This is a genomic window from Rubrimonas sp. (assembly GCF_036788415.1).
Classification (GTDB): Bacteria; Pseudomonadota; Alphaproteobacteria; order Rhodobacterales; family Rhodobacteraceae; genus Rubrimonas.
Map to the genome: position 1 here is coordinate 1 of NZ_DAIQNN010000044.1, position 25,318 is coordinate 25,318.

Below are 25,318 nucleotides of genomic sequence, written 5' to 3' on the forward strand. Positions count from 1 at the left end.
TCGAGAAGAACAGGTGCTCGTTGAGGCATTCGTCGCGCATCCGGCCCTGGAAGCTTTCGGCGAAAGGGTTCGCCCCGGCCTCCTGCTCCCGGAGGATGCCGATGATCTGTTCCTCGGTGAACCTGCTGCGTTTCATTCCGGTCCCTTCCTGATGGTCGGGATTCCAGCACGCCGTGCAGGAGAAACAAGGGGTCAGGTCAGTCTGGGCTGCGAGCCACAAGTTGCGCCAAGGCGGGGGTGGAGACTCGCCAGCTCAAGCCCCCAAGCCGGGGCGGCGCGCGCAAGCTGCACCACAAGCTGATGGTGCTGGACGACCGCTGCATCGTCGCGGGCAGCTTCAACTACACCGGGCCGGCGAACCATGGGAACGACGAGAACATCCTTGCGATCGGCGATCTCGGTCCCACCGACCCCGATTTCGAGGCGATGGAGCGGGATTTCGCGCTTCCCGTGCCCGCGGAGATCGACCGGATCGTCGCGGGGCAGTGCGAGCCGCTCCAGCGCGCAAGCCGAGCCGAGGGACTCGGTAAATCCGGTTCTCTTCTTTCAAAACAACGGTCCCCACCGCGTGAACTGCTTCTTTCGGATGGATCTCCGCTCCAGCCGGCGCGACGGGCGCTCACTCCGTCAGGCGCCCGACCGCCGCGTCGGCCTTTCCGGCCTCGAGCGCCTCGCGCTCCTGCAGCCAGGTCTCGATCGCCCAGGCCAGCCGGAGCCAGCGCGGATCGATCGGCGCGCCATGCGCCATGCCGTGCAGGATCTCCGTCCGCGCGCCATAGCTCAGCGCGATGGCGGCGAGGTCGGAGACCGGGATGAACGCGTCGCGGTCGCCGAGCAACGCCAGCACCGGCGACCGGCGCACCAGCGGCCAGACCGGCCAGTCCCAGGTCAGCCCGTCGAAAAGCGCCTGCGGACTTTCCGGGCGGGGGACCGGCGCGACTTCGGCGATCCAGTCCTCCGGCGTGTCCTCGGTGAAGAGCGCCCGTCGCGCCGCCTCGACCCCCAGCAGCCCGCCGCCGCCGATCTGGGTGAGCATCAGCGCCGCCAGCACGCGCGGATGCCGCGCGCTCAGCCGCCACAGCGACGGCCCCAGCCCGAACGGCCCTGGCGCGGCGACGAGGATCAGCCCCGCGACCCGCCGCTCCGCCGCCAGATGCTGCGCCACCAGCCCGCCCAGCGAATGGCCGATCAGCACGGGCGGCGCCTCGAGCGCGTCCGCCGCCGCGCGCGCCGCCGCCACCAGCGCGCGCAGCCGCACGCCGCGCGCCCCCGGAGGCGCGAGCCGCGGCGCCGACACCACGCGCCCGCGCCGCGCGAACCAGGGCGCGACGAAGCGGGTCCAGATCTCGGGGCCTGCGAAAGCGCCGTGCAGGAACAGGAGCGGCGGCTGGCTGGGCATTTGCGCCCGGGCTCAGGCGGCGCCGAGCCGGCCGGTCAGCGCGTAGTCGAGCAGCGCCGCGACCTGCTCGGGCGTCTCGGCGACCGCCTGCGCCGCGGCGTCCACCTCCTTGAGCGCATGGGCGTGCTCGGGCGGATGCATCACGATCAGCGGCTTGCCGAGCGCTGCGGCGTAGCCGGCGTCGAAGGCGGCGTTCCACTGCTTGTACTGGGTTCCGAAGCGCACGACGACCACGTCGGCCTTGCCGATCAGCGTGCGGGTGCGGATCGCGTTGAGCTGGGCGCCCTTGCGGTCATGCCAGAACTTGTCGGCTTCCGCCCCGAGGATCTCGGCGCCGCAATCGTCGGACGCCGCGTGATCGGTCACCGGCGCGGTGAAGACGATGTCGAGCCCGCGCGCCTGCGCCTGCGCCGCGATCGCCTCGCGCCAGTCGGTGTGGATCTCGCCCGACAGATAGACCGTCCAGCCCATGCGCCCCTCCCCTCGTCCGGAACAGGCGCGACCCTGCCCCGTGGCGGGCGGCGCGTCCAGAGCGGCGATGGGAGGGCGCCCGGCGGTCAGGCGGGCGGCTCAGGCGGGCGGGTCGGGCGGGCGCAGGATCAGCCGCCCCGCCTGCTCGCGCGGATGCATCGCCCGGCTGCGCGCGCCGCGCGGCAGCCGGGCGGGGACCGGGCGGGCGACTTCGTCGGCATGGGCGAGCGCGTTGGCGAAGGCCGCCCCGGGCGCCGCCAGCAGGTCGAGCAGATGCGAGAGGTCCTCGATCCGCTCGGCGACGACATGCACGACCTGCCCTTCGCGCTGCACCCGCCCCGTCGCCCGCATCAGCCGCGACGCGATCACCGCGCGGCGGAACCGCTCGTAGACCTTGGCCCAGATCACCACGTTGACGATCCCCGTCTCGTCCTCGAGCGTGGCGAACAGCACGCCCTTGGCGCTGCCGGGGCGCTGGCGCACGATCACCAGCCCGCACACCGCCACCAGCGCGCCCTGCGGCGGCGCGTCGAGCTGCGCCGCAGGGATGCAGGCGGGCGGGCGCGGCCAGGAGGGGGGCGTGGTCATGTGAGTGAACATAAACGGAACATTGTGGCGCCGCAAGTCAGCGCAGGGCGCGCCCCTTGAAGATCGCGCCGGCGCCGAAGCGGGCGCGGATGCGGTCGGCGGCGCGCTCGGCCTCGGCGCGCGCGCCGGCGCCGGGGTCGAGCAGGTCGGCCTCAGCCCCCGCCGCCGCCTCGGGGCAGAGGTCCGACAGGCCGACGCCGATCAGCCGAAGCGGCCCGGTCTCGCCCGCCTGCGTAAGAAGCCCCTGCGCCGCGCGCCAGATCGCGTCGGCCATCTGCGTGGGCGACCGCAGCGCCCGCCGCCGCGTGATCAGGCGGAAATCGGCGCGCTTGAGCTTCACCGTGACCACCCTCCCCGCCAGCCCCCGCGCCTTGGCCCGCCCGGAGACCTTCTCCGACAGCCGCCAGAGATGGCCCTCCAGCAGGTCGCGGTCGGCGATGTCGGTCTCGAAGGTGATCTCGTTGGAGATGCTCTTGATCTCGGCGTCGCGCTCGACCCGGCGTGCGTCGCGGCCATGGGCGAGCGCCTGCAGCCGCAGCCCCGACGCGCCGAACTTCGCGACCAGCGCGCGCGGATCGGCCCGGCGCAGATCGGCGAGCGTGCGCAGCCCCTCCGCTTCCAGCGCCGCCCGGGTGCGCGCGCCGACGCCCCAGATCGCGCTCACGGGGCGGTCGGCGAGGAACGCCTCGGTCTCCGCCCGCCCGACCACCGAAAAGCCGCGCGGCTTGTCGAGGTCGGAGGCGATCTTGGCGAGGAACTTGTTGTGCGACAGACCGACCGACACGGTGAGCCCCACCTCGCGCTCGACCTGACGGGCGAGCCGCGCCAGCAGGATGGCGGGGGGAGCGCCGTGCAGGAGCCGGGTGCCCGACAGGTCGAGAAACGCCTCGTCGAGCGACAGCGGCTCGATGGCGGGGGTCAGCGCCTCCATCATCGCGCGAATGGCGCGCGAGGCCTGCGCATAGGCGTCGAAGCGCGGCTTCAGCACCACCGCGTCGGGGCAGAGCGCCAGCGCCTTGAACATCGGCATCGCCGAGCGGACGCCGCGGATGCGCGCGACATAGCAGGCGGTGCTGACGACGCCGCGCCGCCCGCCGCCCACGATCACCGGCTTGTCGCGGAGCGAGGGGTCGTCGCGCTTCTCGACGGCGGCGAAGAAGGCGTCGCAATCGACATGGGCGATCTGCAGCGCGGGGTCGAAGAGTTCGGGATGGCGCAGGAGGCGCGGCGAGCGGCAGGCGGGGCAGCGGCTTGCGGCGGCGGGCGCGACCGTCAGGCAGTCGCGGCATAGGGCGCTCTCGGCGAGGGTCATGGGGCCGTCTCCGCGGGCGCAAGGCCGACCATGGCGCGGACGTCGTCGGGCGATGCGCCGGCGTCGCGCAGGCTGGCGAGGCTGCGGGCGTCGTCGCGCTTGGCGAGGCGCTGGCCCGAGGCGTCGCGGATCAGGCGGTGATGGCGGTAGGCGGGCGTCGGCAGGCCGAGCAGCGCCTGCAGGACGACATGGAGCGCGGTCGCGGCGAACAGGTCCTCGCCGCGGGTGACATGGGTGACGCCCTGCGCGGCGTCGTCCACCACGACGGCGAGGTGATAGGCGGCGGCGGCGTCCTTGCGCGCCAGCACCGCGTCGCCCTCGCGGCGCAGCAGCGCGTCGGGGTCGAGCGGGCGCCAGCCGGTCTCGCCCTGCGGGCCGGCGCCGATCTCCGTGAAGCCGAGGCGCGGCAGGCTTGGGCCGAGCGCCTCCAGCGCGCGGGCGAGGTCGAGGCGCTGGGCGACGGGGCCGTCGGGCGGCGCCGTGCGGTTGCGGCAGGTTCCAGGATAGACCGGCGGCGCGTCGGCGCCTTCCTGCGGGGCGGCGGCTGCGGCGGCGATGTCGGCGCGGGTGCAGCCGCAGGGGTAGAGGACGCCCAAAGCTTCGAGCCGGGCCAGCGCCTGCGCGTAGGCGTCCGCGCGGCCCGACTGGCGCAGGACGGGGCCGTCCCAGCGCAGGCCGAGCCAGCGGAGGTCTTCGGCGATGGCGGCGGCGAAGCCCTCGCGGCTGCGCCCGGCGTCGAGATCCTCGATGCGCAGCAGGAAGCGCCCGCCGGCGGCGCGCGCGGCGTCATGGGCGAGCATTGCGGAGAAGGCGTGGCCGAGATGCAGCCGTCCGCTCGGGCTGGGCGCGAAGCGTTCGACCGGCGGATCGGCGGGAGAAGATCGGTTGTCAGCCACGGGGACGGCCTCTAAGCAGGGCGGCGCGCGTCGGCGCGCCCGCGCCTGGCGTTGAGAATCGCAGATTCGCGCGAGGGTTTCCATGTTCGCCATGAAAGACGTGCCGCAGGCCGCGAAGCTTCTGGGCCTCGCCGGGCTGATCCCCTTCGTCGGCCTCGCGGCCCTCGCCTTCGCCGCGCCGGACACGCCGGCGGTGCAGTGGCTGGCGGCTTACGCGGCGACGATTCTCGCCTTTCTTGGGGGCTGCCGCTGGGGGCTCGCCTCGGCGGGGATGGGCGACGGGCCGCAGCTCTGGCCGCTGCTTTACGCCGTCAGCCCGTCGCTCTGGGCCTGGGTGGCGCTGACGAGCCCGGCGCCGCTGAATCTGGGGCTGCTGGCTGCGGGGCTGGCTTATCTTCTGGTCGCGGACCTGTCGCTGACGCGCTTCGGCGGCGCGCCGAAATGGTGGCCGGCGCTGCGCGCGCCGCTGACGCTGGTCGCCGTGCCCTCGCTGGTGGCGGCGATGTTCGCCTGAAGCGGGCATGTCGCGCAAAATTCGCGCGGTCGGATGCGCTTCCCTCTTGACCGCGCGCGCCTTCGGCTCCTATCTGCCGCTCAGCCGGTTGGCACTCGCCGGCGGGGAGTGCTAACAGCCTGAGGCCTCCCGCCGACCGAAACATGCATTGAGGGAGCGACAGCATGAACTTCAAGCCCCTGCACGACCGCGTTCTGGTCCGCCGCATCGAGAGCGACGCGAAGACCGCCGGCGGGCTGATCATCCCCGACACCGCCAAGGAGAAGCCGCAGGAAGGCGAAGTGATCGCGGTGGGCGAAGGCGCCCGCAAGGACAGCGGCGAGCTGATCCCGATGGCCGTCAAGGCCGGCGACCGCATCCTGTTCGGCAAGTGGTCGGGCACCGAAGTCAAGATCGACGGCGAGGACCTCCTGATCATGAAGGAGAGCGACATCCTCGGCGTGATCGAGGGTTCGGCCGCCGCGAAGAAGGCCGCCTGATCGACGCCGCCTGCGTGATCTCGTCAGACATTTCAGGAGAATAGACACATGGCTGCGAAAGAAGTCCGCTTCCATTCCGACGCCCGCGACCGCATGATGCGCGGCGTCAACACCCTCGCCGACGCGGTGAAGGTGACGCTCGGGCCCAAGGGCCGCAACGTCGTGCTCGACAAGTCGTTCGGCGCGCCCCGCATCACCAAGGACGGCGTCTCGGTCGCCAAGGAGATCGAGCTCTCCGACAAGTTCGAGAACATGGGCGCGCAGATGGTGCGCGAAGTGGCCTCGAAGACCAACGACACCGCCGGCGACGGCACCACGACCGCGACCGTTCTCGCCCAGGCGATCATGGTCGAGGGCATGAAGACCATCGCCGCCGGCATGAACCCGATGGACGTCAAGCGCGGCATCGACGCCGCCGTGCTCAAGGTCGTCGCCGAGATCAAGGCGATGGCGCGTCCCGTCACCGGTTCCGAGGAAGTCGCCCAGGTCGGCACCATCTCGGCCAATGGCGAGAAGATCATCGGCGAGAAGATCGCCGAGGCGATGCAGACCGTCGGCAACGAGGGCGTCATCACCGTCGAAGAGTCGAAGTCGATGGAGTTCGAACTCGAGACGGTCGAGGGCATGCAGTTCGACCGCGGCTATCTGAGCCCCTACTTCATCACCAACGCCGACAAGATGGTGGCCGAGCTTGAGGACTGCTACGTCCTGCTGCACGAGAAGAAGCTCTCGTCGCTGCAGCCGATGGTGCCGCTGCTCGAAGCGGTGATCCAGACGCAGCGCCCGCTGCTGATCGTGGCCGAGGACGTCGAGGGCGAGGCGCTCGCCACGCTCGTCGTCAACAAGCTGCGCGGCGGCCTGAAGATCGCCGCCGTCAAGGCCCCGGGCTTCGGCGACCGCCGCAAGGCCATGCTGCAGGACATCGCGATCCTGACCGGCGGTCAGGTGATCTCCGACGACCTCGGCATGAAGCTCGAGAACGTCACGCTCGACATGCTGGGCCGCTCCAAGAAGATCCGCATCACCAAGGACGACACCACGATCGTCGACGGGTCGGGCGAGAAGGCCGAGATCGAGGCGCGCGTCGCCCAGATCAAGCAGCAGATCGAGGAGACCACCTCGGACTACGACCGTGAGAAGCTCCAGGAGCGTCTGGCGAAGCTCGCTGGCGGCGTCGCGGTGATCCGCGTCGGCGGCTCGACCGAGGTCGAGGTGAAGGAGCGCAAGGACCGCGTCGACGACGCGCTGAACGCCACCCGCGCCGCGGTGCAGGAGGGCGTGGTGCCGGGCGGCGGCGTCTGCCTCGTCCACGCCGCGAAGGTGCTGGAAGGCTTCGTCGGCGAGAACGAGGACCAGAAGGCGGGCATCGCCATCGTGCGCCGCGCGCTGGAGGCCCCGCTGCGCCAGATCGCCGAGAACTCCGGCGTCGACGGCTCGGTCGTGGCCGGCAAGGTCCGCGAGTCGACCGACCGCAATTTCGGCTTCGACGCGCAGCTCGAAGTCTATGGCGACCTGATGAAGGCCGGCATCATCGACCCCGCCAAGGTCGTGCGCACCGCGCTCGAAGACGCGGCGTCGGTCGCCGGCCTGCTCATCACCACTGAAGCCATGGTCGCCGAGAAGCCCGAACCGAAGGGCGCCGGCGGCGGCATGGGCGGCATGGGCGGCATGGACGGGATGATGTGATCCCGACCTGAGCCCCGTCCGAGGGACAGCGAGACAGAGCCGCCCGGGGAGACCCGGGCGGCGCTTTTCATTGTGCGGGGTCTGGAACGGGCGGCGCCGCTGCGGGCGCGAGCGGGCGCAGCCGGTCATAGGCGACGAAGAAGAGATAGGCGTAGGCGGCGTAGAAGACCGTCAGGCCGACGTCGATTGCCAACGCCTCCCAAAAGCCGTGTCCGCCGAACAGCATGATCAGCGGCACCGTGACCACGATCGTGGTCGTCTCGTGCGAGACCGCGTGCAGGACGCGCAACCCGTGCGGACGGTCGCTCGCCACGCGGCGCGCCAGCCGCCATTCGGCGAGGTCGAAGGCCGCGTTGTGCAGTGGCGACCAGGCGAGGACGGCGACCGACAGCACCGCCATGAGCGCCAGCGAGTCGGCCGCGCCGACGTCGAACAGCGCCGAATAGACCGGCGTGACGAGCGCCAGGCCACCGATTTCATAGAGGAAAGTCTGGAACACGCGTTCACGGAAGGTACGAAGCGCCATGCGTCACCCTTTCGTCATAATGAATGCACCGACAGATGGGATGCTAATATGTCGAATGGTGTCGGCAAATCGAAATTCTCTAAGGCGACTTCAAAAAATACGTGAGGCCGAATAATTTTCGGTCTTTTTGGAAACAAAAGGGCCAGCCGAACCAAAAACCCCGCCCGTTTCGCGACGGGCGGGGTTGGTTTTCGCAGCTGCGGCGCGTCAGCGGTTCTGGTCGCGCCAGCGGGCTTCGTCGGCCTTGTTCTCGAGCCACATCGCGTTCATCACGGCGAACATCACGGCCAGCGGCAGGCCGAGGATCCAGGCGAAATACCACATTTCTCGAAACTCCTTCAGTAGACGGTGTCGGACGAGGCGGCGACGCTGTCCTCGTCGACCTTGCCCCACAGCACCTTGTAGACCCAGGCTGTGTAGAGCAGGATCAACGGCAGGAAGATCGCCGTCGCGAACAGCATGATGAAGAGCGTCTTGTGGCTCGACGTCGAATCCCAGACCGTCAGGCTGGAGTTCGGGTCGAGCGTGGACGGCAGGATGAACGGGAACATCGTCAGCCCGACCGTCAGGATCATCCCCGCGACCGAGGCCGAGGAGGACAGGAAAGTCAGCCCCTCGTTGCGCGCCCGCAGACCGAGCCACGCCCCGGCGGCCCCGGCGAAGCCCATGATCGGCGCGAAGACGATCCAGGGCCGCTCGGCATAGGCCGACAGCCACGACCCGCCGCGCGCCACTTCGTTGAAGAGCGGGTTGGACGGGCCGGCGGTGTCGACCGGGTTCACGAACTGATAGCCCGGCACCAGCGTCGCGAGGATCAGGCCGTTCAGCGCGAACAGCGCGATCACCGCGAGCGCGGCCTTCTCGCCGATGGCGCGGCCCCGCTCGGCCACCGGACCGTCGGCCTTCAGCCCCAGCCACGCCCCGCCATGCATGACGGTCATCGCCAGCGCCGTCAGCCCGAACAGCAGCGAGATCGGGTCGAGCAGCGCGAAGAAGGAGCCTTCATAGATCGACAGCAGGTCGTCGTTCAGCCGGAACGGCGCGCCCTGGATGGTGTTGCCGATGGCGACGCCGAAGATCACCGGCGGCACGGTGCCGCCGACGAAGAGCGCCCAGTCCCAGCGGTTGCGCCATTTGGGATCGTCGCGCTTGGAGCGGTACTTGAAGGCGACGGGCCGCAGGATGAGCGAGGCCAGCACCACGAACATCGCGAGGTAGAAGCCCGAGAAGCTGACGGCGTAGAGCGTCGGGAAGGCGGCGAAGATCGCGCCGCCCCCGAGGATGAACCACACCTGATTGCCTTCCCAGACCGGGCCGACCGTGTTGATCGCCACCCGGCGCTCGAGGTCGGTCTTCCCGACGAAGGGCAGCAGCGTGCCCACCCCCATGTCGAATCCGTCCGTGGCGGCGAAGGCGATCAGCAGCACCCCGAGCAGCACCCACCAGATGACGCGCAGCGTCTCGTAGTCCATCAGTTCATGCAGGATCATGACAGGTCACTCCGCAGGCGTTGCGAGGGGCGAGAGTCCGGCGGAGCGCGACCGCGGACCCGCGGCGCGTTCGGCCTCCCACTGCTCGACGGCGTCGGTGTCGAGATACGGACCCTTGCGGATGTACTTCAGCATCAGGGAGACTTCGACGACGAAGAGGATCGAGTAGAAGACCGTGAAGCCCGCAAGGGTCAGCGCCACGTCGGTGATGCTGAGATGGCTGACGGCGACCGCGGTCGGCAGCACGCCCTCGACCGACCAGGGCTGACGGCCGTATTCGGCGACGAACCAGCCGGCCTCGGCCGCGATCCAGGGAAGTGGGATCGAACCGACCGCGACCCAGAGGGCCGTGCGGCTGACCTTGAGGTCGCGGAAGGACGACATCCAGAAGAAGAAGCCGGTCAGCAGGATGAAGTAGAAGCCCAGCCCCACCATGATCCGGAAGGTCCAGAACAGCGGCGCGACGGCGGGCACGGTGTCCCAGGCGGCGGCGTCGATCTGCGCGTCGGTCGCCTCGCGCGGGTCGTCGATATAGCGCTTGAGCAGCAGCGCATGGCCGAGATCGGCCCCGTGCTCCTCGAAGCGCGCCTGGGTCGCGGGGTCGATCTCGCCTTTGGGGCCCGCCTCGCGGATCTCGAGCAGCGCGTCATAGGCGATCATGCCGGAGCGGATGCGCGGCTTGGTCGCCTCCACCAGATCGACGATGCCGGGGATCTCCTCGGTCAGCGACCTCGTCGCGATCAGGCCCATGGCGAACGGGATGTGGATCGCGAAATGGGTCTCCCGCGCCTCCTGATCGGGCCAGCCGATGGCGGTGAAGGCGGCGGGAGCGGGCTCCGTGTGCCACATCGCCTCCATCGCGGCGAGCTTCATCTTCTGGTTTTCGTTGGCCGAGTAGCCGGACTCGTCGCCGAGCACGACCACCGAGAGCGCCGAGGCCAGTCCGAAGCTCGACGCCACCGCGATCGAGCGGCGGGCGAGCTCGGTGTGGCGGTTCTGGAGCAGATACCAGGCCGACACGCCGAGCACGAAGAGCGACGCCGTCACGTAGCCCGCCGAGACGGTGTGCACGAATTTCGCCTGCGCGACCGGGTTGAACAGCACGTCGAAGAAACTGCCCACTTCCATGCGCATGGTCTGCGGGTTGAACACCGCGCCGACCGGGTTCTGCATCCAGCCGTTCGCGATGAGGATCCACAGCGCGGAGAAGTTGGAGCCGATGGCCACCGCCCAAGCGGTCATCAGATGGCCGACCTTCGACAGCTTGTCCCATCCGAAGAAGAACAGGCCGACGAAGGTCGCTTCGAGGAAGAACGCCATCAACCCTTCGATGGCCAGCGGCGCGCCGAAGATGTCTCCGACGTAATGGCTGTAGTAGCTCCAGTTCATGCCGAACTGGAATTCCATGGTGATGCCCGTGGCGACGCCCAGCACGAAGTTGATGCCGAACAGCGTGCCCCAGAACTTCGTCATCTGCCGCCAGATCGGGCGATCCGTCATGACGTAGACGGTCTCCATGATGGCGACGATGATGGACAGCCCCAGAGTGAGGGGGACGAAAAGGAAGTGAAACATCGCGGTCGAGGCGAATTGCAATCGCGACAGTTCGACGACGCCGAACTCCATGACGGGCGCTCCCAGCTTGTGGCTCCAGAAACCCGTATCCAAGGCGCGGGTTTCGACCCTGATTGCAAACTTTGCGGGAGCGAAGGTTGACGCAGGTCAAACAGCCCAAAATGTCGCAGGCCGAATGCGCGATTGCGCGGATTGGCGCAAAGCGCCGCGCCCCGCCTGTCGCAGGGTCGGAGACCGTCGCCGCGCAGGGCTGCGCGGGCGGCGCGTCAGTTGGACGAGAGGCGCGTCGGGTAACGGTAGAAGATGTGCCGTTCGATGCGCGCGGTGCGGACCAGCCTGCGCGCCCAGTCGGGGCGCACATAGGTCGCGTGGTAGTGCGTCGCAGCGCCCGTCAGCACGCGCGGGCGGCCCTTCAGCATCAGATGGGCGATCTTGCCGGCGCGCGTGAATGCATCGGGTTCGGTGATCCGGTTCAGTACGCCGTCGCACTGGTAGGAGAACTGGCAGGCGTTGCGCCGATGCGCGCCCTGCATGACCACGGAACAGATCGTTGAGGGGTATCTCGCACTGTCGACGCGGTTGAGGATCACCTCGGCGACCGCCATCTGGCCGGCGAGGCTCTCGCCGCGCGCCTCGAAATAGATCGCCTCGGCGAGGCAACGCCACTCGGAGCCGCCACGTTTGGCGGGCATGCGGTCGATCTCCGACAGGTCCACCGCCCCCGTCAGATCGCCGAGCATCAGCGCTTCGGTCATCTCGCCGGATGCGTCGAGGCCGATGTCCCGGGTCTGCGCGTCCTCGGCTGTGAGCGCCGCAAGATCGAGCGGGGTGGTCGATAGCGCCGAGCGATGCGCGGGAATCGCCGCGTCAGCCGCCGGAAAGGAGGCGCCGTCGAGCCTGTCGAGGTCGGCGGTCCGCTGAACCGCATCCGACAGGTTCGGGGCCGCCCGCACCGGATCGGGCAGGCCGGAAAGTGAAAAAACGCACAGCGTGCAAAACGCCGCCCAGGCTGCGAGCCTGCTGATCCTCATCTGTCACCTCGTCATCCGCGCCGACCCGCTGCGCATCGGGCCGACGCCCCCCGCGCCGTGGAAACGAGCGAGACGCGTCAATTTTTACGCAAATCGTTGCACGCGGGACTCATACAAAGCCGCGCGTCGCGCGCGAACCGGCCGTGCGCGGGCGAGTTGGTCAACGACGCCTTAAGGGGGTCAGTGTTGCGAGATTCCGACAGCGAATGCCCGTTCAAGGCGAAGCCGCGCCGCGGCCACACGCGAGAAGGGATTCGAATCGCTCGAAAGCGCCGTCAGGTCGCGCGCCGACGCGGCGGCGCCGCGCGCCCCGAACTCGGCGCGAATCGCATTCTCCGCCCACAGGGCGATGTGGCGGGCGAGGCGGTCGGCCCGCGCGGCGGGCGCCGCGGCCCCCTGCGCGATGCGCGCCTCCAGCGCTTCGACGAGCGCGTCCATCCCTTCGCCCGCAGTTGCGGAGACGGCGAGGACCGCCGGCGCCTCGCGCCCCGCCGCGAGCGACAGCGCGCCCCGCAGATCGGCGAGCGCGCGCCGCGCCGGCGCCCCCATGTCGGCCTTGGTGACGACGGCGAGGTCGGGGATCTCCATCACGCCCGCCTTCATGAACTGCAGGGAGTCGCCCGAGCCGGGCTGGGCGCAGAACATCACGCTGTCGGCGATGTCGACGATCTCGGTCTCGGACTGGCCGACCCCCACCGTCTCGACGACGACCAGATCATGGGTGGCGCGCATCAGGGCGAGCGCCGGGAAGGCGAGGTCTGCCAGCCCCCCCAACCGGTCGCGCGCCGCCATCGAGCGCACGAACACGCCCTGATCCTCGGGGTCTATGCTGAAGCGGGTCCGGTCGCCCAGCAGCGCGCCGCCCGACCGCCGCGAGGACGGGTCGACCGCGATCACCGCCACGGTCCGCCCGCGCCCCCGCCACGCCCGGATCAGCGCGTCGATCAGCGTCGACTTGCCGACGCCGGGCGGACCGGTGATCCCCAGCGCATGGCCGTTCTGCTCGGCCCAGGCGGCGTCGAGGAGCGCCAGCGTCTCCGCCGCGTCGGGGCGCGATTCCAGCCGCGCCAGCGCGCGGGCGAGGGCCGGCTTGCCGCCGGCGCGCAAGCTCTCCAGCGGGGTCATGCGCCGTTCCCGACCGCGGCGGCGATCTCGCCGCGCCGCGCGAGGATGTGCGCCTGCGCCGCCGCCAGCCGCGCGATCGGCGCGCGGAAGGGCGAGCAGGAGACGTAGTCGAAATGCGCCAGCTCGCAGAACCGCACCGAGGCCGGGTCGCCGCCATGCTCGCCGCACAGGCCGAGCGTGACGCCGGGCCGCCCGCGCCGTCCGCGCTCGGCGGCGATCAGCAGCAACTCGCCCACCCCCTCGATGTCGAGCGAATGGAAGGGATCGACCGGAAACACGCCGGCGGCGATGTAGTCGCGCATGAAGCGCCCGGCGTCGTCTCGGCTGAGGCCGTAGGTCATCTGCGTCAGATCGTTGGTGCCGAAGCTGAGGAACTCCGACGCCTGGGCGATCTGTTCGGCGCGCAGCGCGGCGCGCGGCGTCTCGACCATGCAGCCGACCTTGTAGGCGGGAACGGCGCCGCGCTCGGCGGCGACTGCTGCGGCCACGGCGTCGATGCGCGCCCGGATCAGCTCGATCTCGCGCAGCGTGGCGACCAGCGGGACCATGATTTCGGGAACCACCGCCTCGGCGCCCTCCGCCGCGTCGAGCGCCGCCTCGAGGATGGCGCGGACCTGCATCTCGTAGATTTCGGGCAGAGTGACCCCGAGACGGCAGCCGCGCATGCCGAGCATCGGGTTGAACTCCGCCAGCTCCTCCGCGCGGGCCTCGACGCGGTCGACGGAGACGCCCATCGCCGCCGCCAGCTCCGCCATCTCGCGCCGCCCATGGGGCAGGAACTCGTGCAGCGGCGGGTCGAGCAGGCGGATCGTCACCGGCAGGCCGCGCATGATCTCGAACAGCTCCACGAAATCGGCGCGCTGCCAGGGCAGGAGACGCGACAGCGCCTCGCGCCGCGCCGCCGCGTCCTCGGCGAGGATCATCTCGCGCATCGCGGTGATGCGGCCCTTCTCGAAGAACATGTGCTCGGTGCGGCACAGCCCGATCCCGTCCACCGCAAAGCGGCGGGCGACGCGGGCGTCGGCGGGGGTGTCGGCGTTGGCGCGCACGCCCATGCGCTTGAACGCGGCCGACCAGTCCATCAGCGTGGCGAAGGCGCCGGTGAGTTCCGGTTGGATCATCGGCGCCCGGCCCGCCATCGCCTCGCCCGCCGCGCCGTCCACGGTCAACACCTCGCCCTCGCGGAAGATTCGGCCGTCGCGCGTCTTGAGGGTCCCGGCCGCATGGTCGATGCGGATGTCGGACGCGCCGACCACGCAGGGCGCGCCCAGCCCGCGCGCGACCACGGCGGCGTGGCTCGTCATGCCGCCCCGCGCGGTGACGACGCCGGCGGCGACATGCATGCCGCGGATGTCCTCGGGGCTCGTCTCGACGCGGGCGAGGATGGCGGGCGCACCGCGGGCGGCGGCCTGCTCGGCGGCTTCGGCGGTGAAGACCAGCGGCCCGGCGGCCGCGCCGGGCGAGGCGGGCAGGCCGCGGGCGATCACGTCGCGGCGGGCGGAGGGATCGACCGTGGGGTGGAGATGGTCGATCAGCAGGCGCGGGTCGACGCGCAGCAGCGCGTCCTCGCGCGAGATCAGCCCGGCCTCGGCCAGTTCGACGGCGATGCGGACGGCGGCGCGGGGGGAACGGGGCAGGGGTTGGGCGTCGAGCGCCTCGACGACCCCGTCCTCGATGGTGAATTCGATGCGGCAGGCGTCGCCGAGCGCGGTTTCGGCGCGGGCGAGCAGGTCGCGCAGGGCCGCCGCCGTCTCGGGCGCCTGCTCCTCGAGCGACGGCTCGGGAACGCCGGCGGCCTTGCGCTGGGCGGCGGAGACGAGGGCGGGGGTGCGCAGGCCCATCAGCGCGTCCTCGCCCTGCGCCTGGGGCAGCCAGCGGCCCGACAGCATCGTGGCCCCGGTGCGGTCGTCGCGCGCCTGCGCGAGGCCGGCGCCCGACAGGCCGGGGCCCACGCCGAGCGCCATCGCCTGCACGACGAAGCCCAGCCCCTCGTCGGGGTCGTCGCCATGCGCCCGCCGCAGAAGGCGCGCGCGCGGGGCGTTCCAGGCGCGGGCGCAAGCCTCCAGCGTCAGCAGGAGTTGCGCTGCGGGGTCGTCGGGGAAGGGGGCGCCGGTCTCCTCCTCCACGACTCGGAGATAGTCGGCGATCAGGGCGGCGAGGTCGGCGTCGTCAAGGCCGGATTCGTCGTCGGCGCCGGCGGCCTTGACGCGGTCGAACAGCGCCTGTTCGAGCGCCTCGGGGTCGACCCCCATCGCCTGCGGCGCGAAGCTCTGGATCAGGCGGCGGCGCAGGTCGCGGGCGGCGCGCAGGCCGATGCGGGCGGCGAGGCCGGCTTCGGTCGCCGCCGTCGCCCCGATGTTGAGGATGGCGTGCGCCCCCGACGCGCCGTGGCCGGCGCTGGCGCGCACCGAGAGCAGCATCGGGCGGTCGGGGTCGCCGAGCCCGCGGCCCCGGCGGGCTTCGAGGGATTGCAGCGCCGCGTCGAGGGCGGGGCGGACGGCGGCGGCGCCCTCCGTTCCGATGCGGGCGCCGAGGGCTATGGAGAGGGCGAAGCCGGGGGGGCCTGCAGCGCCCGCGCGGGCGAGCCGCGCCAGCCGCGCCGCCTTTTCGCCGAAGCGCTCGGGGTCGAGCGCGTCGGCGAGGTCGACGATGTCGGGCGCGGCGACGTCCATGCTCACCCTTCGATCTGCGCGAACAGCGCGACCTGCTCCATCGCGCTGCGGATGCGGCGCAAGAGGCACAGGCGGTTGCGCCGCAGGATGCCGTTTTCCGCGTTCACCGTCACCTTCTCGAAAAACGCGTCGATGGGCGCGCGCAGGGCGGCCAGCGCGGTCATGGCGGCGGCGAAGTCCTCCGCTTCGAGCGCCTGCGCGATGGCGGGCTCGGATGCGTCGAGGGCGGCGAACAGGGCCTTCTCCTCGGGGCCTTCGGCGAATTTGGGGTCGGGGTCGAGGGAATATTCCACCCCGTCCTTTTTCTCCTCGGCGGCGAGGATGTTGGCGGCGCGGCGATGGCCGGTGAGCAGGTTCGCGCCGTCCTCGGTGGCGAGGAAGGCCTGGAGGGCCTCGACGCGGCGGACGAGGAGGACGAGGTCGTCATTGCCGGGGAGCGGCAGGCAGGCGTCGATCACGTCATGGCGCACGCCCTTGTCGCGGAGGGCGACTTTGAGGCGGTCGTGGAGGAAGGAGAGGAGAGATTGGGTAACCTCTTCCACGACTAACGGATCGTGAGAGCCGGTGCTGCTCTGTTGAATTCCCATCCCAGAAAGGTAAACTTTTCTTTTTTGTATCTGCTCTAGAATAATACTGCTTCCAATTTCAACAACAGAGTTATCGGGAGATATCCAATAATTTCCCCAGTACATCTCCTCTTCACCTTGCCCATTATCAAAATAGTGGCCAGCAAGGCCATTCTTGAGCATTTGAATTGCAAGAGATCGCAAATGATTATTTAGTATGTCGCTTAGGCAGATTGCCATATGGCTATCAACTACGATCCGGATCATCCCCAGCGCCGCCCGTCTCAACGCGAACGGGTCCTTGCTCCCCGTCGGCTTCTCGTCGATGGCCCAGAAGCCCGTCAGCATGTCGATCTTGTCGGCCAGCGCCACGGCGACGCTGACCGGCGCGGTGGGCACGGCGTCGGAGGGGCCGAGGGGCGCGTAATGCTCGGCGCAGACGGCGGCGATCTCGGGCGACAGGCCGGCGGCATCCGCGTAGTAGCGGCCCATCGCGCCTTGCAGTTCGGGGAATTCGTAGACCATCGCGGAGGCGAGGTCGGCCTTGCACACCTTGGCGGCTGTCTCCGCGGCGTCCGGGTCCGCGCCCACGCTCGGCGCGATCTCGCGCGCCAGCGCCGCGATGCGGGCGACGCGGTCGGTCTGGGAGCCGAGCTTGCCGTGGAAGGTGACGGACGCCAAAGGCGCGGCCATCGCCGCCATGCCGTCGAGCCCCCAGCCTTGCACGACGCGCAGGTCATTCTCCCAGAAGAAGCGGGCGTCGGAGAGGCGGGCGGCGAGGACGCGGCGGTTGCCGGCGAGGATCGCGGCGCCGCCGTCCGGGGCCTCGATGTTGGCGACGGTGACGAAATTCTCGATGCGGCCCGTGGCGGGGTTGCGCACCGAGAAGAACTTCTGGTGCTCCTTCATCGAGGTCCGCAGCACTTCGGGTGGGAGGTGGAGGAACTCCGCGCCGATCTCGCCCATCAGGCAGACCGGCCATTCCGCCAGCCCCGCCACTTCGCGCAGCAGACCTTCGTCCTCGACCAGCTCCAGCCCGCGGGCGAAGGCCAGCGTCCGGGAGTCGTGCAGGATGCCGCGGGCGCGCTCCTCGGCGTCGACAACGACGCGGGCCGCTTCAAGGCGCGCGGCGTAGTCGTCGAAGTCGCGGGGCCTGATCTCGGCGGGAGCCATGAAGCGGTGGCCGACTGTCGTCGCGCCGCTGGCGATCCCGTCGATCTCGAAGGGAACCACTTCCGAGCCCGCCTCGTCGGACAGCAGGCACAGGATCGAGCGGAGCGGGCGGACCCAGCGCAGCGCGCCGTCGCCCCAGCGCATGGATTTCGGCCAGGGGAAAGCGCGCACGGTCTCGGCGACGACTTCGGCGATCACGTCGGGGGCGGGGCGGCCCGGCCTGTCGATCACGGCGAAAAGGACCGCGCCCTTCTTGTCGGCGCGCTCCTCCAACTGGTGGCGGGCGATGCCGGTCGAGCGCAGGAACCCCTCGATCGCCTGCGCGGGGGCGTCGGCGCGGGGGCCCTTGCGCTCCTCGCGCAGGGCGGGGGTTTCGCGGGGCAGGCCGCGGATGTCGAGCGTCAGGCGGCGGGGGCCGGCATGGGCGGCGCAGCCCTCATAGGTCAGGCCACGCTCGACGAGGCCGTCGGTGACGAGCTTCTTGAGGTCCGCGGCGGCGCGCGCCTGCATGCGGGCGGGGATTTCCTCGGACAGGAGTTCGAGCAGCAGGTCGGGCATGCTTGGTCTAGTCCAGTTCGGTCTGGCGCCATTGGAAGGCGCGCCCGTCGGGGCGGAAGGCCACGATCCGGATGAAGCCGGCGGGCTCGTTCTCTGCGGCGATCACCGCGCGGGCGCGGCCCGCTGCGATGTCGGCGGCGATGGCTTCGGGGTCGAAGCAGTCGAACCAGCCGGGGGTGGAGAGCGGCGCGGGGTTCGGCGCGTCGGGGGCGATCACGGCGGCGGGGTCGAGGCGGAAACAGCCGCGCAGCTTGAGCGGCGAGCTGGCGCCGTCGAGGCCGCGATAGTCGGAGACGGGGACGGCGACGCCGCCGATCAGGACGGCGTCGAGCCCGTCCACGCGGTCGTAATAGGCGTAGACTTGCGCATACCAGAGGCCCGCGCCGAACAGGACGGCGAAGGCGAGCAGGCCAATGACGAGGGCGCGGCCGCTCATTGGCGCCTCTGGCGGACAGAGGCCCTTGGCCGATCCGACCCGCGTCGGATCGGCCCGCGGCCGCCCGCCCCTTGGCGGCCGCGCAAGCGCGTCCGCCCGGGCGCCCGCAGTCCGATCGGCGACCGATGCGGCGGCTCGGCGCCTCTCGCCCTCCGGCGGGAGCCTCCGGGCGACAGCCTCGGCGGCTCTCCGCAGGAGAGCCGCTGATCGAGGCTGCGCGCGCCTGACGTGGTGCGCCGCCTCGTCCTCACTCCGCACCACCTTGAGGCGTGGTCAGATACGCGTCGGCGCAGGCCTTCGCGAGCGCGCGCACGCGGGCGATGTAGGCCTGCCGCTCGGTCGGCGAGATGACGCCCCGCGCGTCGAGCAGGTTGAAGGCGTGGCTGGCCTTGACGCACTGGTCGTAGGCGGGGTGCGCCATGACGATCTCGCGGCCCGCCTTGTCCGCGAGGGGCGCGTCGAGGATCGCCCGGCACTCGGCCTCGGCGTCCTCGAAATGGCGCAGCAGCATCGCGGTGTCGGCGACGTCGAAATTCCAGCGGCTGTATTCGCGCTCGGTCTGGCGGAACACGTCGCCATATGTGAGCGGGATCGGCGCTTGCGGATCGTTGAACGGCATGTCCATCACATGCTCGACGCCGAGCACATACATCGCCAGCCGCTCCAGCCCATAGGTGAGCTCGCCCGAGACCGGGCGGCAGTCGTGGCCGCCGACCTGCTGGAAATAGGTGAACTGGCTCACCTCCATCCCGTCGCACCAGACTTCCCAGCCGAGGCCCCAGGCGCCGAGGGTGGGGCTTTCCCAGTCGTCCTCGACGAAGCGGATGTCGTGCAGCCGCAGGTCGATCCCGATGGCGGCGAGGCTGCCGAGATAGAGCTCCTGCAGGTCGGGCGGGCTGGGTTTGATCAGCACCTGGAACTGGTAATAATGCTGGAGGCGGTTGGGGTTCTCGCCGTAGCGCCCGTCGGTGGGGCGGCGCGAGGGCTGGACATAGGCCGCCGCCCACGCCTTCGGGCCGAGCGACCGCAGCGTGGTCGCGGGGTGGAAAGTGCCGGCGCCGACTTCCATGTCGTAAGGCTGGAGGACGGCGCAGCCGCGACCGGCCCAGTAGGCCTGAAGGCGCAGGACGATCTCCTGAAACGAGCGCGGGGCGTCGGTCGGGGTCATCGGAGGCTCCGGCGGATGGGCCGGCGGACCCTAGACGCGGGTCCGGCGCCGGTCAATGTCGCGCGTGCGGCGCAGCATCGGCGGGCGAAGGGCGCGGCCCCTGCGTTTGCGCGTTTGAAGCGGCGCCCGAGGCCCGCTAGCTTGCGAGGGGTTGCAGGAGGCGCGCCGCATGACCGCAGAGACCCTCGTCACCGTCCCGCAGAAGCCGGCTCGCCGCGACAAGCTCGAAGGCGGCGTGCGGCTCGAAATGGTCTCGGAATTCGCCCCCGCCGGCGACCAGCCGCGCGCCATCGCCGAACTCGCCGAGGGAGTGGAGGGCGGCGAGCGCGATCAGGTGCTGCTCGGCGCCACCGGCACCGGCAAGACCTACACCATGGCCAAGGTGATCGAGGCGACGCAGCGCCCCGCGATCATCCTCGCGCCGAACAAGACGCTGGCCGCGCAGCTCTATGGCGAGTTCAAGCATTTCTTCCCAAACAACGCGGTCGAGTATTTCGTCAGCTATTACGACTACTATCAGCCGGAAGCCTATGTGCCGCGCTCGGACACTTATATCGAGAAGGAGAGCCAGATCAACGAGCAGATCGACCGGATGCGCCATTCGGCCACCCGCGCTTTGCTCGAACGCGACGACGTGATCATCGTGGCGTCGGTCTCCTGCATCTACGGCATCGGGGCGGTCGAGACCTACGGGGCGATGACGCAGGACCTCAAGACGGGGCTGAACTACGACCAGCGCGTGGTGATGCGCGAACTCGTCGCCCAGCAATACAAGCGCAACGATCTGAGTTTTCAGCGCGGCTGCTTCCGGGTGCGGGGCGACAGTCTCGAGGTCTGGCCGGCGCATCTGGAGGACCGGGCTTGGCGGCTGAGCTTCTTCGGCGAGGAGCTGGAGCGCATCGACGAGTTCGACCCGCTGACCGGCGAGCGCACCAACGCGCTGACCCATGTGCGCGTCTACGCCAACTCGCACTACGTCACGCCGCGCCCGACGCTCAATCAGGCGGTGAAGGAAATCCGCGAGGAGCTGCGCGTGCGGGTCAAGCAGTTCGAGGCCGAGGGCAAGCTGCTGGAGGCCCAGCGCATCGAGCAGCGCACCAATTACGACATCGAGATGATGGAGGCGACCGGCTCCTGCAACGGGATCGAGAATTACAGCCGCTATCTTTCGGGCCGCAAACCGGGCGAGCCGCCGCCCACTTTGTTCGAATACATCCCCGACAACGCGCTCGTCTTCGCCGACGAGAGCCATGTCACGGTGCCGCAGATCAGCGGCATGTATCGCGGCGACTATCGGCGCAAGTTCACGCTGGCGGAATACGGCTTCCGCCTGCCCTCCTGCATGGACAACCGACCGCTCAAGTTCGAGGAGTGGGACGCGATGCGCCCGCAATCGGTGTTCGTGAGCGCCACCCCCGGCAAATGGGAGCTTGAACGCTCGGGCGGCGTGTTCGTCGAGCAGGTGATCCGCCCGACCGGGCTGATCGACCCGCCGGTCGAAATCCGTCCGGTCAGCATGCAGGTGGACGATCTGCTGGACGAAATCCGGAAAGTGGCCGCCGCCGGGAACCGCGCGCTGGTCACGACGCTCACCAAGCGCATGGCGGAGGATTTGACCGAGTATCTGCACGAGCAGGGCGTGCGGGTGCGTTACATGCATTCCGACATCGACACCATCGAGCGCATCGAGATCCTGCGCGACCTGCGGCTCGGCGCGTTCGACGTGCTGGTGGGCATCAACCTGCTGCGCGAGGGGCTCGACATTCCCGAATGCGCGCTGGTGGCGATTCTGGATGCGGACAAGGAGGGGTTCCTGCGCTCGGAGACCTCGCTGATCCAGACCATCGGACGGGCGGCGCGGAATGTGGACGGGCGCGTGATCATGTACGCCGACAGGATCACCGGGAGCATGGAGCGCGCGATGGCCGAGACCGAGCGGCGCCGCGCCCGCCAGCTCGCCTATAACGAGGCGCACGGCATCACGCCGCAGACCATCAAGCGCGACATCGGCGACATTCTCCAGTCGGTCTACGAGCGCGACCATGTCACGCCGCAGATCGACGCGCCGCAGGTCGGCGCCAACCTCGCCGCGCATCTCGCGGCGCTGAGGGCGCAGATGCTGAAGGCCGCCGAGAACCTCGAATTCGAGGAGGCGGCGCGGCTGCGCGACGAAGTGCGGCGGCTGGAGGCGGTGGAGCTGGCGGTGGCCGACGATCCGATGGCGCGTCAGGCGGCGGTGGCGGACGCGGCGGAGGCGGCGGTCAAGGCGTCGGGCCGGTCGACGGCGGGCAAGGCGGGGATGCGCGGCGGCAAGGCGCGGCGGGTGCGCAAGAGCTGAGGCCGGAACGACGAAGCCCCGGCGCGAGGGCCGGGGCTTCGGGGTCGCATTTGGGGCGTCGGCGTCACTCGACGATCAGCGAACTTTCGTCGGCGTCGTGTTCGATGACGGCGAAGGCGTCGGCGTCGCTCGGGGCGGCGGCTGCGGCCGCAGCCGCCGCTTCGGCCTCGCGCTCGGCGATCACGCGGCGGTCGCGGTCGGCGGCGACCTGCTTCAGACGCGCCGCAGCCCCGCCCGTGCCCGCCGGGATCAGGCGGCCGACGATCACGTTCTCCTTCAGACCCACCAGCTTGTCGCGCTTGCCCTGGGTCGCCGCCTCGGTCAGCACCCGCGTCGTCTCCTGGAAGGAGGCGGCGGAGATGAAGGAGCGGGTCTGGAGCGACGCCTTGGTGATGCCGAGCAGGACTGGCGCGCCCTTGGCGGGTTCGCGGCCCTCGGCTTCCGCCTTGGCGTTGATCTCGTCGAACTCGATCCGGTCGATCTGTTCGCCGGGCAGAAGCGTGGTCTCTCCGCTTTCCGAGATTTCGACCTTCTGCAGCATCTGCCGGACGATCACTTCGATGTGCTTGTCGTTGATCTTCACGCCCTGCAGACGATAGACCTCCTGCACCTCGTCGATCAGGTAGTTGGCCAGCGCCTCGACGCCCAGGATCGCGAGGATGTCATGGGGGGCCGGGTTGCCGTCGAGCAAATACTCGCCCTTTTGGATGAAGTCGCCTTCCTGAACGGTGATGTGCTTGCCCTTCGGGATCAGATACTCGGCGCCTTCGCCCTCGCCGTTGGTCGGTTCGATGGTGATGCGGCGCTTGTTCTTGTAGTCCTTGCCGAAGCGCACATAGCCGTCGATCTCGGCGATGATCGCGTGGTCCTTGGGCCGGCGCGCCTCGAACAGCTCCGCCACGCGCGGCAGACCGCCCGTGATGTCCTTGGTTTTGGCGCCTTCGCGCGGGATGCGGGCGATGACGTCGCCGGCGGCCACGTCCTGCCCATCCTCGACCGACAGGATCGCGTCGACCGACATGAAGTAGTGGGCGGGGTTGCCGTTATCGAGACGCACCACGTCCGCCGTCTTGAGCGAGCCGTCCTCGACTTTCTCCATCAGCGAGATGGCGGGCTTGAGGTCGGCCGCGCTCTTGCCGGCGGACCGCCAGTCCGAGACGATCCGCTGGCTGATGCCGGTGGCGTCGTCGGTCTCCTCGCGCACGGAGATGCCCTGCACGAGGTCCACCAGCCGCGCCACGCCCGCCTTCTCGGCGATGATCGGCAGGGTGTAGGGGTCCCACTCGGCCAGACGCTGGCCGCGCTTGACCTCCTGGCCTTCCGTCACCAGCAGGCGCGAGCCGTAGAGCAGCTTGTGGGTCGCGCGCTCGCGGCCCTGATCGTCGCGGATCAGGAGCTGCACGTTGCGGCCCATCACGATGGTGTCGCCGGAGGCGTTCTGGATCAGGTTGCGGTTGCGGATCTCGATCTTGCCTTCCTGCGTCGATTCCACGAAGGAGGTGTCGGCCACGTTGGCCGCGCCGCCGATGTGGAAGGTGCGCATGGTCAGCTGCGTGCCCGGCTCGCCGATCGACTGGGCGGCGATGATGCCCACCGCCTCGCCGATGTTGACGCGCGTGCCGCGGGCGAGGTCGCGCCCGTAGCACTGGGCGCAGACGCCATCCTTGAGCGCGCAGGTCAGCGGCGAGCGGATGTAGACCGACAGCACGCCCGCCTTGTCGATCGCGAGCGCGTCGCGCTCCTCGATCAGCTGGCCGCGATGGACGATCACCTCGCCGGTCGCCGGGTGGACCACGTCCTCATTGGGCACGCGCCCGAGGATCTGCTCGGCCAGCGTCGAGATCATCGTGCCGCCGTCGACCACGGCCTGCGTGGTGATGCCGGTCTCGGTGCCGCAATCCTCGGTGATGATGATGCAGTCCTGCGCGACGTCGACCAGACGCCGCGTCAGATACCCCGAGTTCGCGGTCTTGAGCGCGGTGTCGGCCAGACCCTTGCGGGCGCCATGGGTCGAGTTGAAGTACTCGCCCACCGTCAGACCTTCCTTGAAGTTCGAGATGATCGGCGTCTCGATGATCTCGCCGGAGGGCTTGGCCATCAGGCCGCGCATCCCCGCCAGCTGCTTCATCTGGGTGGGCGAGCCGCGGGCGCCGGAATGGCTCATCATGTAGACGGAGTTGGGCTCGAGCTGCCGGCCCGCATCGTCCATGCGGACGGCGGAGATCTCCTTCATCATGGCGTCGGCGACCCGGTCGGTGCACTTGGCCCAGGTGTCCACGACCTTGTTGTACTTTTCGCCCTGGGTGATGAGCCCGTCCTGATACTGCTGCTCGAACTCCTTCACCTGGGCGCGGGTCGCGTCGACGATGTCCCACTTCTCAGGCGGGATCATCATGTCGTCCTTGCCGAAGGAGATGCCGGCCTTGAACGCCTGGTGGAAGCCGAGCGTCATGATCCGGTCGCAGAAAATCACCGAGTCCTTCTGGCCGCAGTGGCGGTAGACCTCGTCGATCACCTCGCCGACTTCGCGCTTGCGCAGCAGCCGGTTGACGAGGCTGAACTTGAGGTTGGGGTTCTTGGGCAGAAGCTCGGCGAGCAGCATCCGCCCCGCCGTCGTCTCGACGCGCTCGACGACCGGGTTCCCCTCGTCGTCCACGGTGTGGAAGCGGGTGGTGATCTTGGAGTGGATGGTGATCAGACCCGCCGCGAGCGCGTGCTCGATTTCCGCAGGATCGGCGAATTTCATGCCCTCGCCGGGTTCTCCGATCTTCTCGAGCGTGATGTAGTAGAGCCCCAGAACCATGTCCTGCGACGGCACGATGATCGGCTTGCCGTTCGCAGGCGAGAGCACGTTGTTGGTGCTCATCATCAGCACGCGGGCCTCAAGCTGGGCTTCGAGGCTCAGCGGGACGTGCACGGCCATCTGGTCGCCGTCGAAATCGGCGTTGAAGGCCGAGCAGACCAGCGGGTGCAGCTGGATCGCCTTGCCCTCGATCAGCACGGGCTCGAAGGCCTGGATGCCGAGGCGGTGCAGCGTGGGCGCGCGGTTGAGCATCACGGGATGCTCGCGGATCACCTCGTCGAGGATGTCCCAGACTTCCGGGCGCTCCTTCTCGACCAGCTTCTTCGCCTGCTTGACGGTGCTCGAATAGCCCTTGGCGTCGAGCCGCCCGAAGATGAACGGCTTGAACAGCTCCAGCGCCATCTTCTTGGGCAGGCCGCACTGATGCAGCTTCAGTTCGGGGCCGGTCACGATGACGGAGCGGCCCGAGAAGTCGACGCGCTTGCCGAGCAGGTTCTGGCGGAACCGGCCCT

20 protein-coding genes and 2 pseudogenes are annotated in these 25,318 nt (G+C 69.7%); 5 read left to right on the forward strand and 17 right to left on the reverse strand.

Features of this window, described 5'->3' with window-relative positions; genetic code table 11:
* A partial coding sequence (locus V7Q31_RS19200; protein ID WP_442976508.1) for an integrase core domain-containing protein occupies nucleotides 1-136 on the reverse strand: 136 nt, incomplete at its 3' end.
* 71 nt (nucleotides 137-207) lie between these two features.
* Between V7Q31_RS19200 and V7Q31_RS19205 the strand changes: the two are divergent.
* Nucleotides 208-384, forward strand: a pseudogene (locus V7Q31_RS19205) (phospholipase D-like domain-containing protein); the annotation flags it as partial.
* A gap of 235 nt (nucleotides 385-619) precedes the next feature.
* Here V7Q31_RS19205 and V7Q31_RS11195 read toward each other — a convergent pair.
* The 5 genes and pseudogenes from V7Q31_RS11195 to gluQRS all read right to left on the reverse strand — a co-directional run bounded on the left by V7Q31_RS11195 (nucleotide 620) and on the right by gluQRS (nucleotide 4,666).
* The gene (locus V7Q31_RS11195) at nucleotides 620-1,399 is read right to left on the reverse strand and encodes an alpha/beta fold hydrolase (protein ID WP_333833941.1); all 780 of its coding nucleotides are present in this window, start codon (nucleotides 1,397-1,399) and stop codon (nucleotides 620-622) included.
* 12 nt (nucleotides 1,400-1,411) lie between these two features.
* Complete coding sequence (locus V7Q31_RS11200) at nucleotides 1,412-1,870, reverse strand: YtoQ family protein (RefSeq protein ID WP_333833942.1); 459 nt, start codon at nucleotides 1,868-1,870, stop codon at nucleotides 1,412-1,414.
* 252 nt (nucleotides 1,871-2,122) lie between these two features.
* A pseudogene (locus V7Q31_RS11205) lies at nucleotides 2,123-2,470 on the reverse strand (OB-fold nucleic acid binding domain-containing protein); the annotation flags it as partial.
* A 25-nt stretch (nucleotides 2,471-2,495) separates the two neighbouring features.
* A complete protein-coding gene (locus V7Q31_RS11210) occupies nucleotides 2,496-3,770 on the reverse strand; it encodes a DNA polymerase IV (RefSeq protein ID WP_333833943.1) in 1,275 nt (424 codons plus the stop codon).
* A complete protein-coding gene (gluQRS, locus tag V7Q31_RS11215) occupies nucleotides 3,767-4,666 on the reverse strand; it encodes a tRNA glutamyl-Q(34) synthetase GluQRS (RefSeq protein ID WP_333833944.1) in 900 nt (299 codons plus the stop codon). The genes V7Q31_RS11210 and gluQRS overlap by 4 nt, the downstream gene beginning before the upstream one ends.
* Nucleotides 4,667-4,748: 82 nt before the next feature.
* Here gluQRS and V7Q31_RS11220 point away from each other — a divergent pair, with 82 nt between their 5' ends.
* The 3 genes from V7Q31_RS11220 (at nucleotide 4,749) to groL (ending at nucleotide 7,345) form a co-directional block, all read left to right on the forward strand.
* On the forward strand, nucleotides 4,749-5,180 hold the full coding sequence (locus V7Q31_RS11220; RefSeq protein WP_333833945.1) for a DUF3429 domain-containing protein: 432 nt from the start codon (nucleotides 4,749-4,751) through the stop codon (nucleotides 5,178-5,180).
* Between the two features lie 164 nt (nucleotides 5,181-5,344).
* Nucleotides 5,345-5,659, forward strand: coding sequence for a co-chaperone GroES (gene groES, locus V7Q31_RS11225; protein ID WP_333833946.1), 315 nt, complete (start codon nucleotides 5,345-5,347; stop codon nucleotides 5,657-5,659).
* Nucleotides 5,660-5,707: 48 nt separating this feature from the next.
* Complete coding sequence (gene groL, locus V7Q31_RS11230; protein WP_333833947.1) at nucleotides 5,708-7,345, forward strand: chaperonin GroEL; 1,638 nt, start codon at nucleotides 5,708-5,710, stop codon at nucleotides 7,343-7,345.
* Nucleotides 7,346-7,412: 67 nt separating this feature from the next.
* Here the strand turns inward: groL and V7Q31_RS11235 are convergent, their stop codons facing one another.
* The 10 genes from V7Q31_RS11235 to V7Q31_RS11280 form a co-directional block, all read right to left on the reverse strand.
* Nucleotides 7,413-7,871, reverse strand: coding sequence for a PACE efflux transporter (locus V7Q31_RS11235; protein ID WP_333833948.1), 459 nt, complete (start codon nucleotides 7,869-7,871; stop codon nucleotides 7,413-7,415).
* Between the two features lie 207 nt (nucleotides 7,872-8,078).
* The gene (cydX, locus tag V7Q31_RS11240) at nucleotides 8,079-8,195 is read right to left on the reverse strand and encodes a cytochrome bd-I oxidase subunit CydX (protein ID WP_333833949.1); all 117 of its coding nucleotides are present in this window, start codon (nucleotides 8,193-8,195) and stop codon (nucleotides 8,079-8,081) included.
* 14 nt (nucleotides 8,196-8,209) lie between these two features.
* Nucleotides 8,210-9,361 carry a cytochrome d ubiquinol oxidase subunit II gene (gene cydB, locus V7Q31_RS11245; RefSeq protein ID WP_333833950.1) on the reverse strand — a complete coding sequence of 384 codons (1,152 nt, stop codon included), beginning with the start codon at nucleotides 9,359-9,361 and terminating at the stop codon, nucleotides 8,210-8,212.
* Nucleotides 9,362-9,367: 6 nt separating this feature from the next.
* Nucleotides 9,368-10,987 (reverse strand): cytochrome ubiquinol oxidase subunit I, encoded by a 1,620-nt coding sequence (locus V7Q31_RS11250; RefSeq protein WP_333833951.1) that lies wholly within the window; start codon nucleotides 10,985-10,987, stop codon nucleotides 9,368-9,370.
* A gap of 215 nt (nucleotides 10,988-11,202) precedes the next feature.
* Nucleotides 11,203-11,967, reverse strand: a complete 765-nt coding sequence (locus tag V7Q31_RS11255; RefSeq protein ID WP_333833952.1) for a cell wall hydrolase — start codon at nucleotides 11,965-11,967, stop codon at nucleotides 11,203-11,205.
* Nucleotides 11,968-12,147: 180 nt separating this feature from the next.
* The gene (locus V7Q31_RS11260; RefSeq protein ID WP_333833953.1) at nucleotides 12,148-13,092 is read right to left on the reverse strand and encodes an ArgK/MeaB family GTPase; all 945 of its coding nucleotides are present in this window, start codon (nucleotides 13,090-13,092) and stop codon (nucleotides 12,148-12,150) included.
* Nucleotides 13,089-15,764, reverse strand: a complete 2,676-nt coding sequence (gene ppdK / locus V7Q31_RS11265; RefSeq protein WP_333833954.1) for a pyruvate, phosphate dikinase — start codon at nucleotides 15,762-15,764, stop codon at nucleotides 13,089-13,091. Before ppdK ends, V7Q31_RS11260 begins: the two co-directional genes overlap by 4 nt.
* A 2-nt stretch (nucleotides 15,765-15,766) precedes the next feature.
* Complete coding sequence (glyS, locus tag V7Q31_RS11270; protein WP_333833955.1) at nucleotides 15,767-18,061, reverse strand: glycine--tRNA ligase subunit beta; 2,295 nt, start codon at nucleotides 18,059-18,061, stop codon at nucleotides 15,767-15,769.
* A 7-nt stretch (nucleotides 18,062-18,068) separates the two neighbouring features.
* The gene (locus V7Q31_RS11275) at nucleotides 18,069-18,497 is read right to left on the reverse strand and encodes a DUF6446 family protein (protein WP_333833956.1); all 429 of its coding nucleotides are present in this window, start codon (nucleotides 18,495-18,497) and stop codon (nucleotides 18,069-18,071) included.
* 247 nt (nucleotides 18,498-18,744) lie between these two features.
* Nucleotides 18,745-19,665, reverse strand: coding sequence for a glycine--tRNA ligase subunit alpha (locus tag V7Q31_RS11280; RefSeq protein ID WP_333833957.1), 921 nt, complete (start codon nucleotides 19,663-19,665; stop codon nucleotides 18,745-18,747).
* Between the two features lie 169 nt (nucleotides 19,666-19,834).
* Here V7Q31_RS11280 and uvrB point away from each other — a divergent pair, with 169 nt between their 5' ends.
* The gene (uvrB, locus tag V7Q31_RS11285) at nucleotides 19,835-22,003 is read left to right on the forward strand and encodes an excinuclease ABC subunit UvrB (RefSeq protein ID WP_333833958.1); all 2,169 of its coding nucleotides are present in this window, start codon (nucleotides 19,835-19,837) and stop codon (nucleotides 22,001-22,003) included.
* Between the two features lie 64 nt (nucleotides 22,004-22,067).
* On the opposite strand, the gene V7Q31_RS11290 is transcribed toward uvrB, so the two are convergent.
* The coding region (locus V7Q31_RS11290) for a DNA-directed RNA polymerase subunit beta' (protein ID WP_333833959.1) at nucleotides 22,068-25,318 on the reverse strand (3,251 nt) is incomplete at its 5' end.

Bases quoted from the DNA above. Each gene is read 5' to 3' on its own strand.
- V7Q31_RS11195 (WP_333833941.1), bottom strand. From the start codon at position 1,399: ATGCCCAGCCAGCCGCCGCTCCTGTTCCTGCACGGCGCTTTCGCAGGC.
- V7Q31_RS11200 (WP_333833942.1), bottom strand. From the start codon at position 1,870: ATGGGCTGGACGGTCTATCTGTCGGGCGAGATCCACACCGACTGGCGC.
- V7Q31_RS11210 (WP_333833943.1), bottom strand. From the start codon at position 3,770: ATGACCCTCGCCGAGAGCGCCCTATGCCGCGACTGCCTGACGGTCGCG.
- V7Q31_RS11220 (WP_333833945.1), top strand. From the start codon at position 4,749: ATGTTCGCCATGAAAGACGTGCCGCAGGCCGCGAAGCTTCTGGGCCTC.
- groES (WP_333833946.1), top strand. From the start codon at position 5,345: ATGAACTTCAAGCCCCTGCACGACCGCGTTCTGGTCCGCCGCATCGAG.
- groL (WP_333833947.1), top strand. From the start codon at position 5,708: ATGGCTGCGAAAGAAGTCCGCTTCCATTCCGACGCCCGCGACCGCATG.
- V7Q31_RS11235 (WP_333833948.1), bottom strand. From the start codon at position 7,871: ATGGCGCTTCGTACCTTCCGTGAACGCGTGTTCCAGACTTTCCTCTAT.
- cydX (WP_333833949.1), bottom strand. From the start codon at position 8,195: ATGTGGTATTTCGCCTGGATCCTCGGCCTGCCGCTGGCCGTGATGTTC.
- cydB (WP_333833950.1), bottom strand. From the start codon at position 9,361: ATGATCCTGCATGAACTGATGGACTACGAGACGCTGCGCGTCATCTGG.
- V7Q31_RS11250 (WP_333833951.1), bottom strand. From the start codon at position 10,987: ATGGAGTTCGGCGTCGTCGAACTGTCGCGATTGCAATTCGCCTCGACC.
- V7Q31_RS11255 (WP_333833952.1), bottom strand. From the start codon at position 11,967: ATGAGGATCAGCAGGCTCGCAGCCTGGGCGGCGTTTTGCACGCTGTGC.
- V7Q31_RS11260 (WP_333833953.1), bottom strand. From the start codon at position 13,092: ATGACCCCGCTGGAGAGCTTGCGCGCCGGCGGCAAGCCGGCCCTCGCC.
- ppdK (WP_333833954.1), bottom strand. From the start codon at position 15,764: ATGGACGTCGCCGCGCCCGACATCGTCGACCTCGCCGACGCGCTCGAC.
- glyS (WP_333833955.1), bottom strand. From the start codon at position 18,061: ATGCCCGACCTGCTGCTCGAACTCCTGTCCGAGGAAATCCCCGCCCGC.
- V7Q31_RS11275 (WP_333833956.1), bottom strand. From the start codon at position 18,497: ATGAGCGGCCGCGCCCTCGTCATTGGCCTGCTCGCCTTCGCCGTCCTG.
- V7Q31_RS11280 (WP_333833957.1), bottom strand. From the start codon at position 19,665: ATGACCCCGACCGACGCCCCGCGCTCGTTTCAGGAGATCGTCCTGCGC.
- uvrB (WP_333833958.1), top strand. From the start codon at position 19,835: ATGACCGCAGAGACCCTCGTCACCGTCCCGCAGAAGCCGGCTCGCCGC.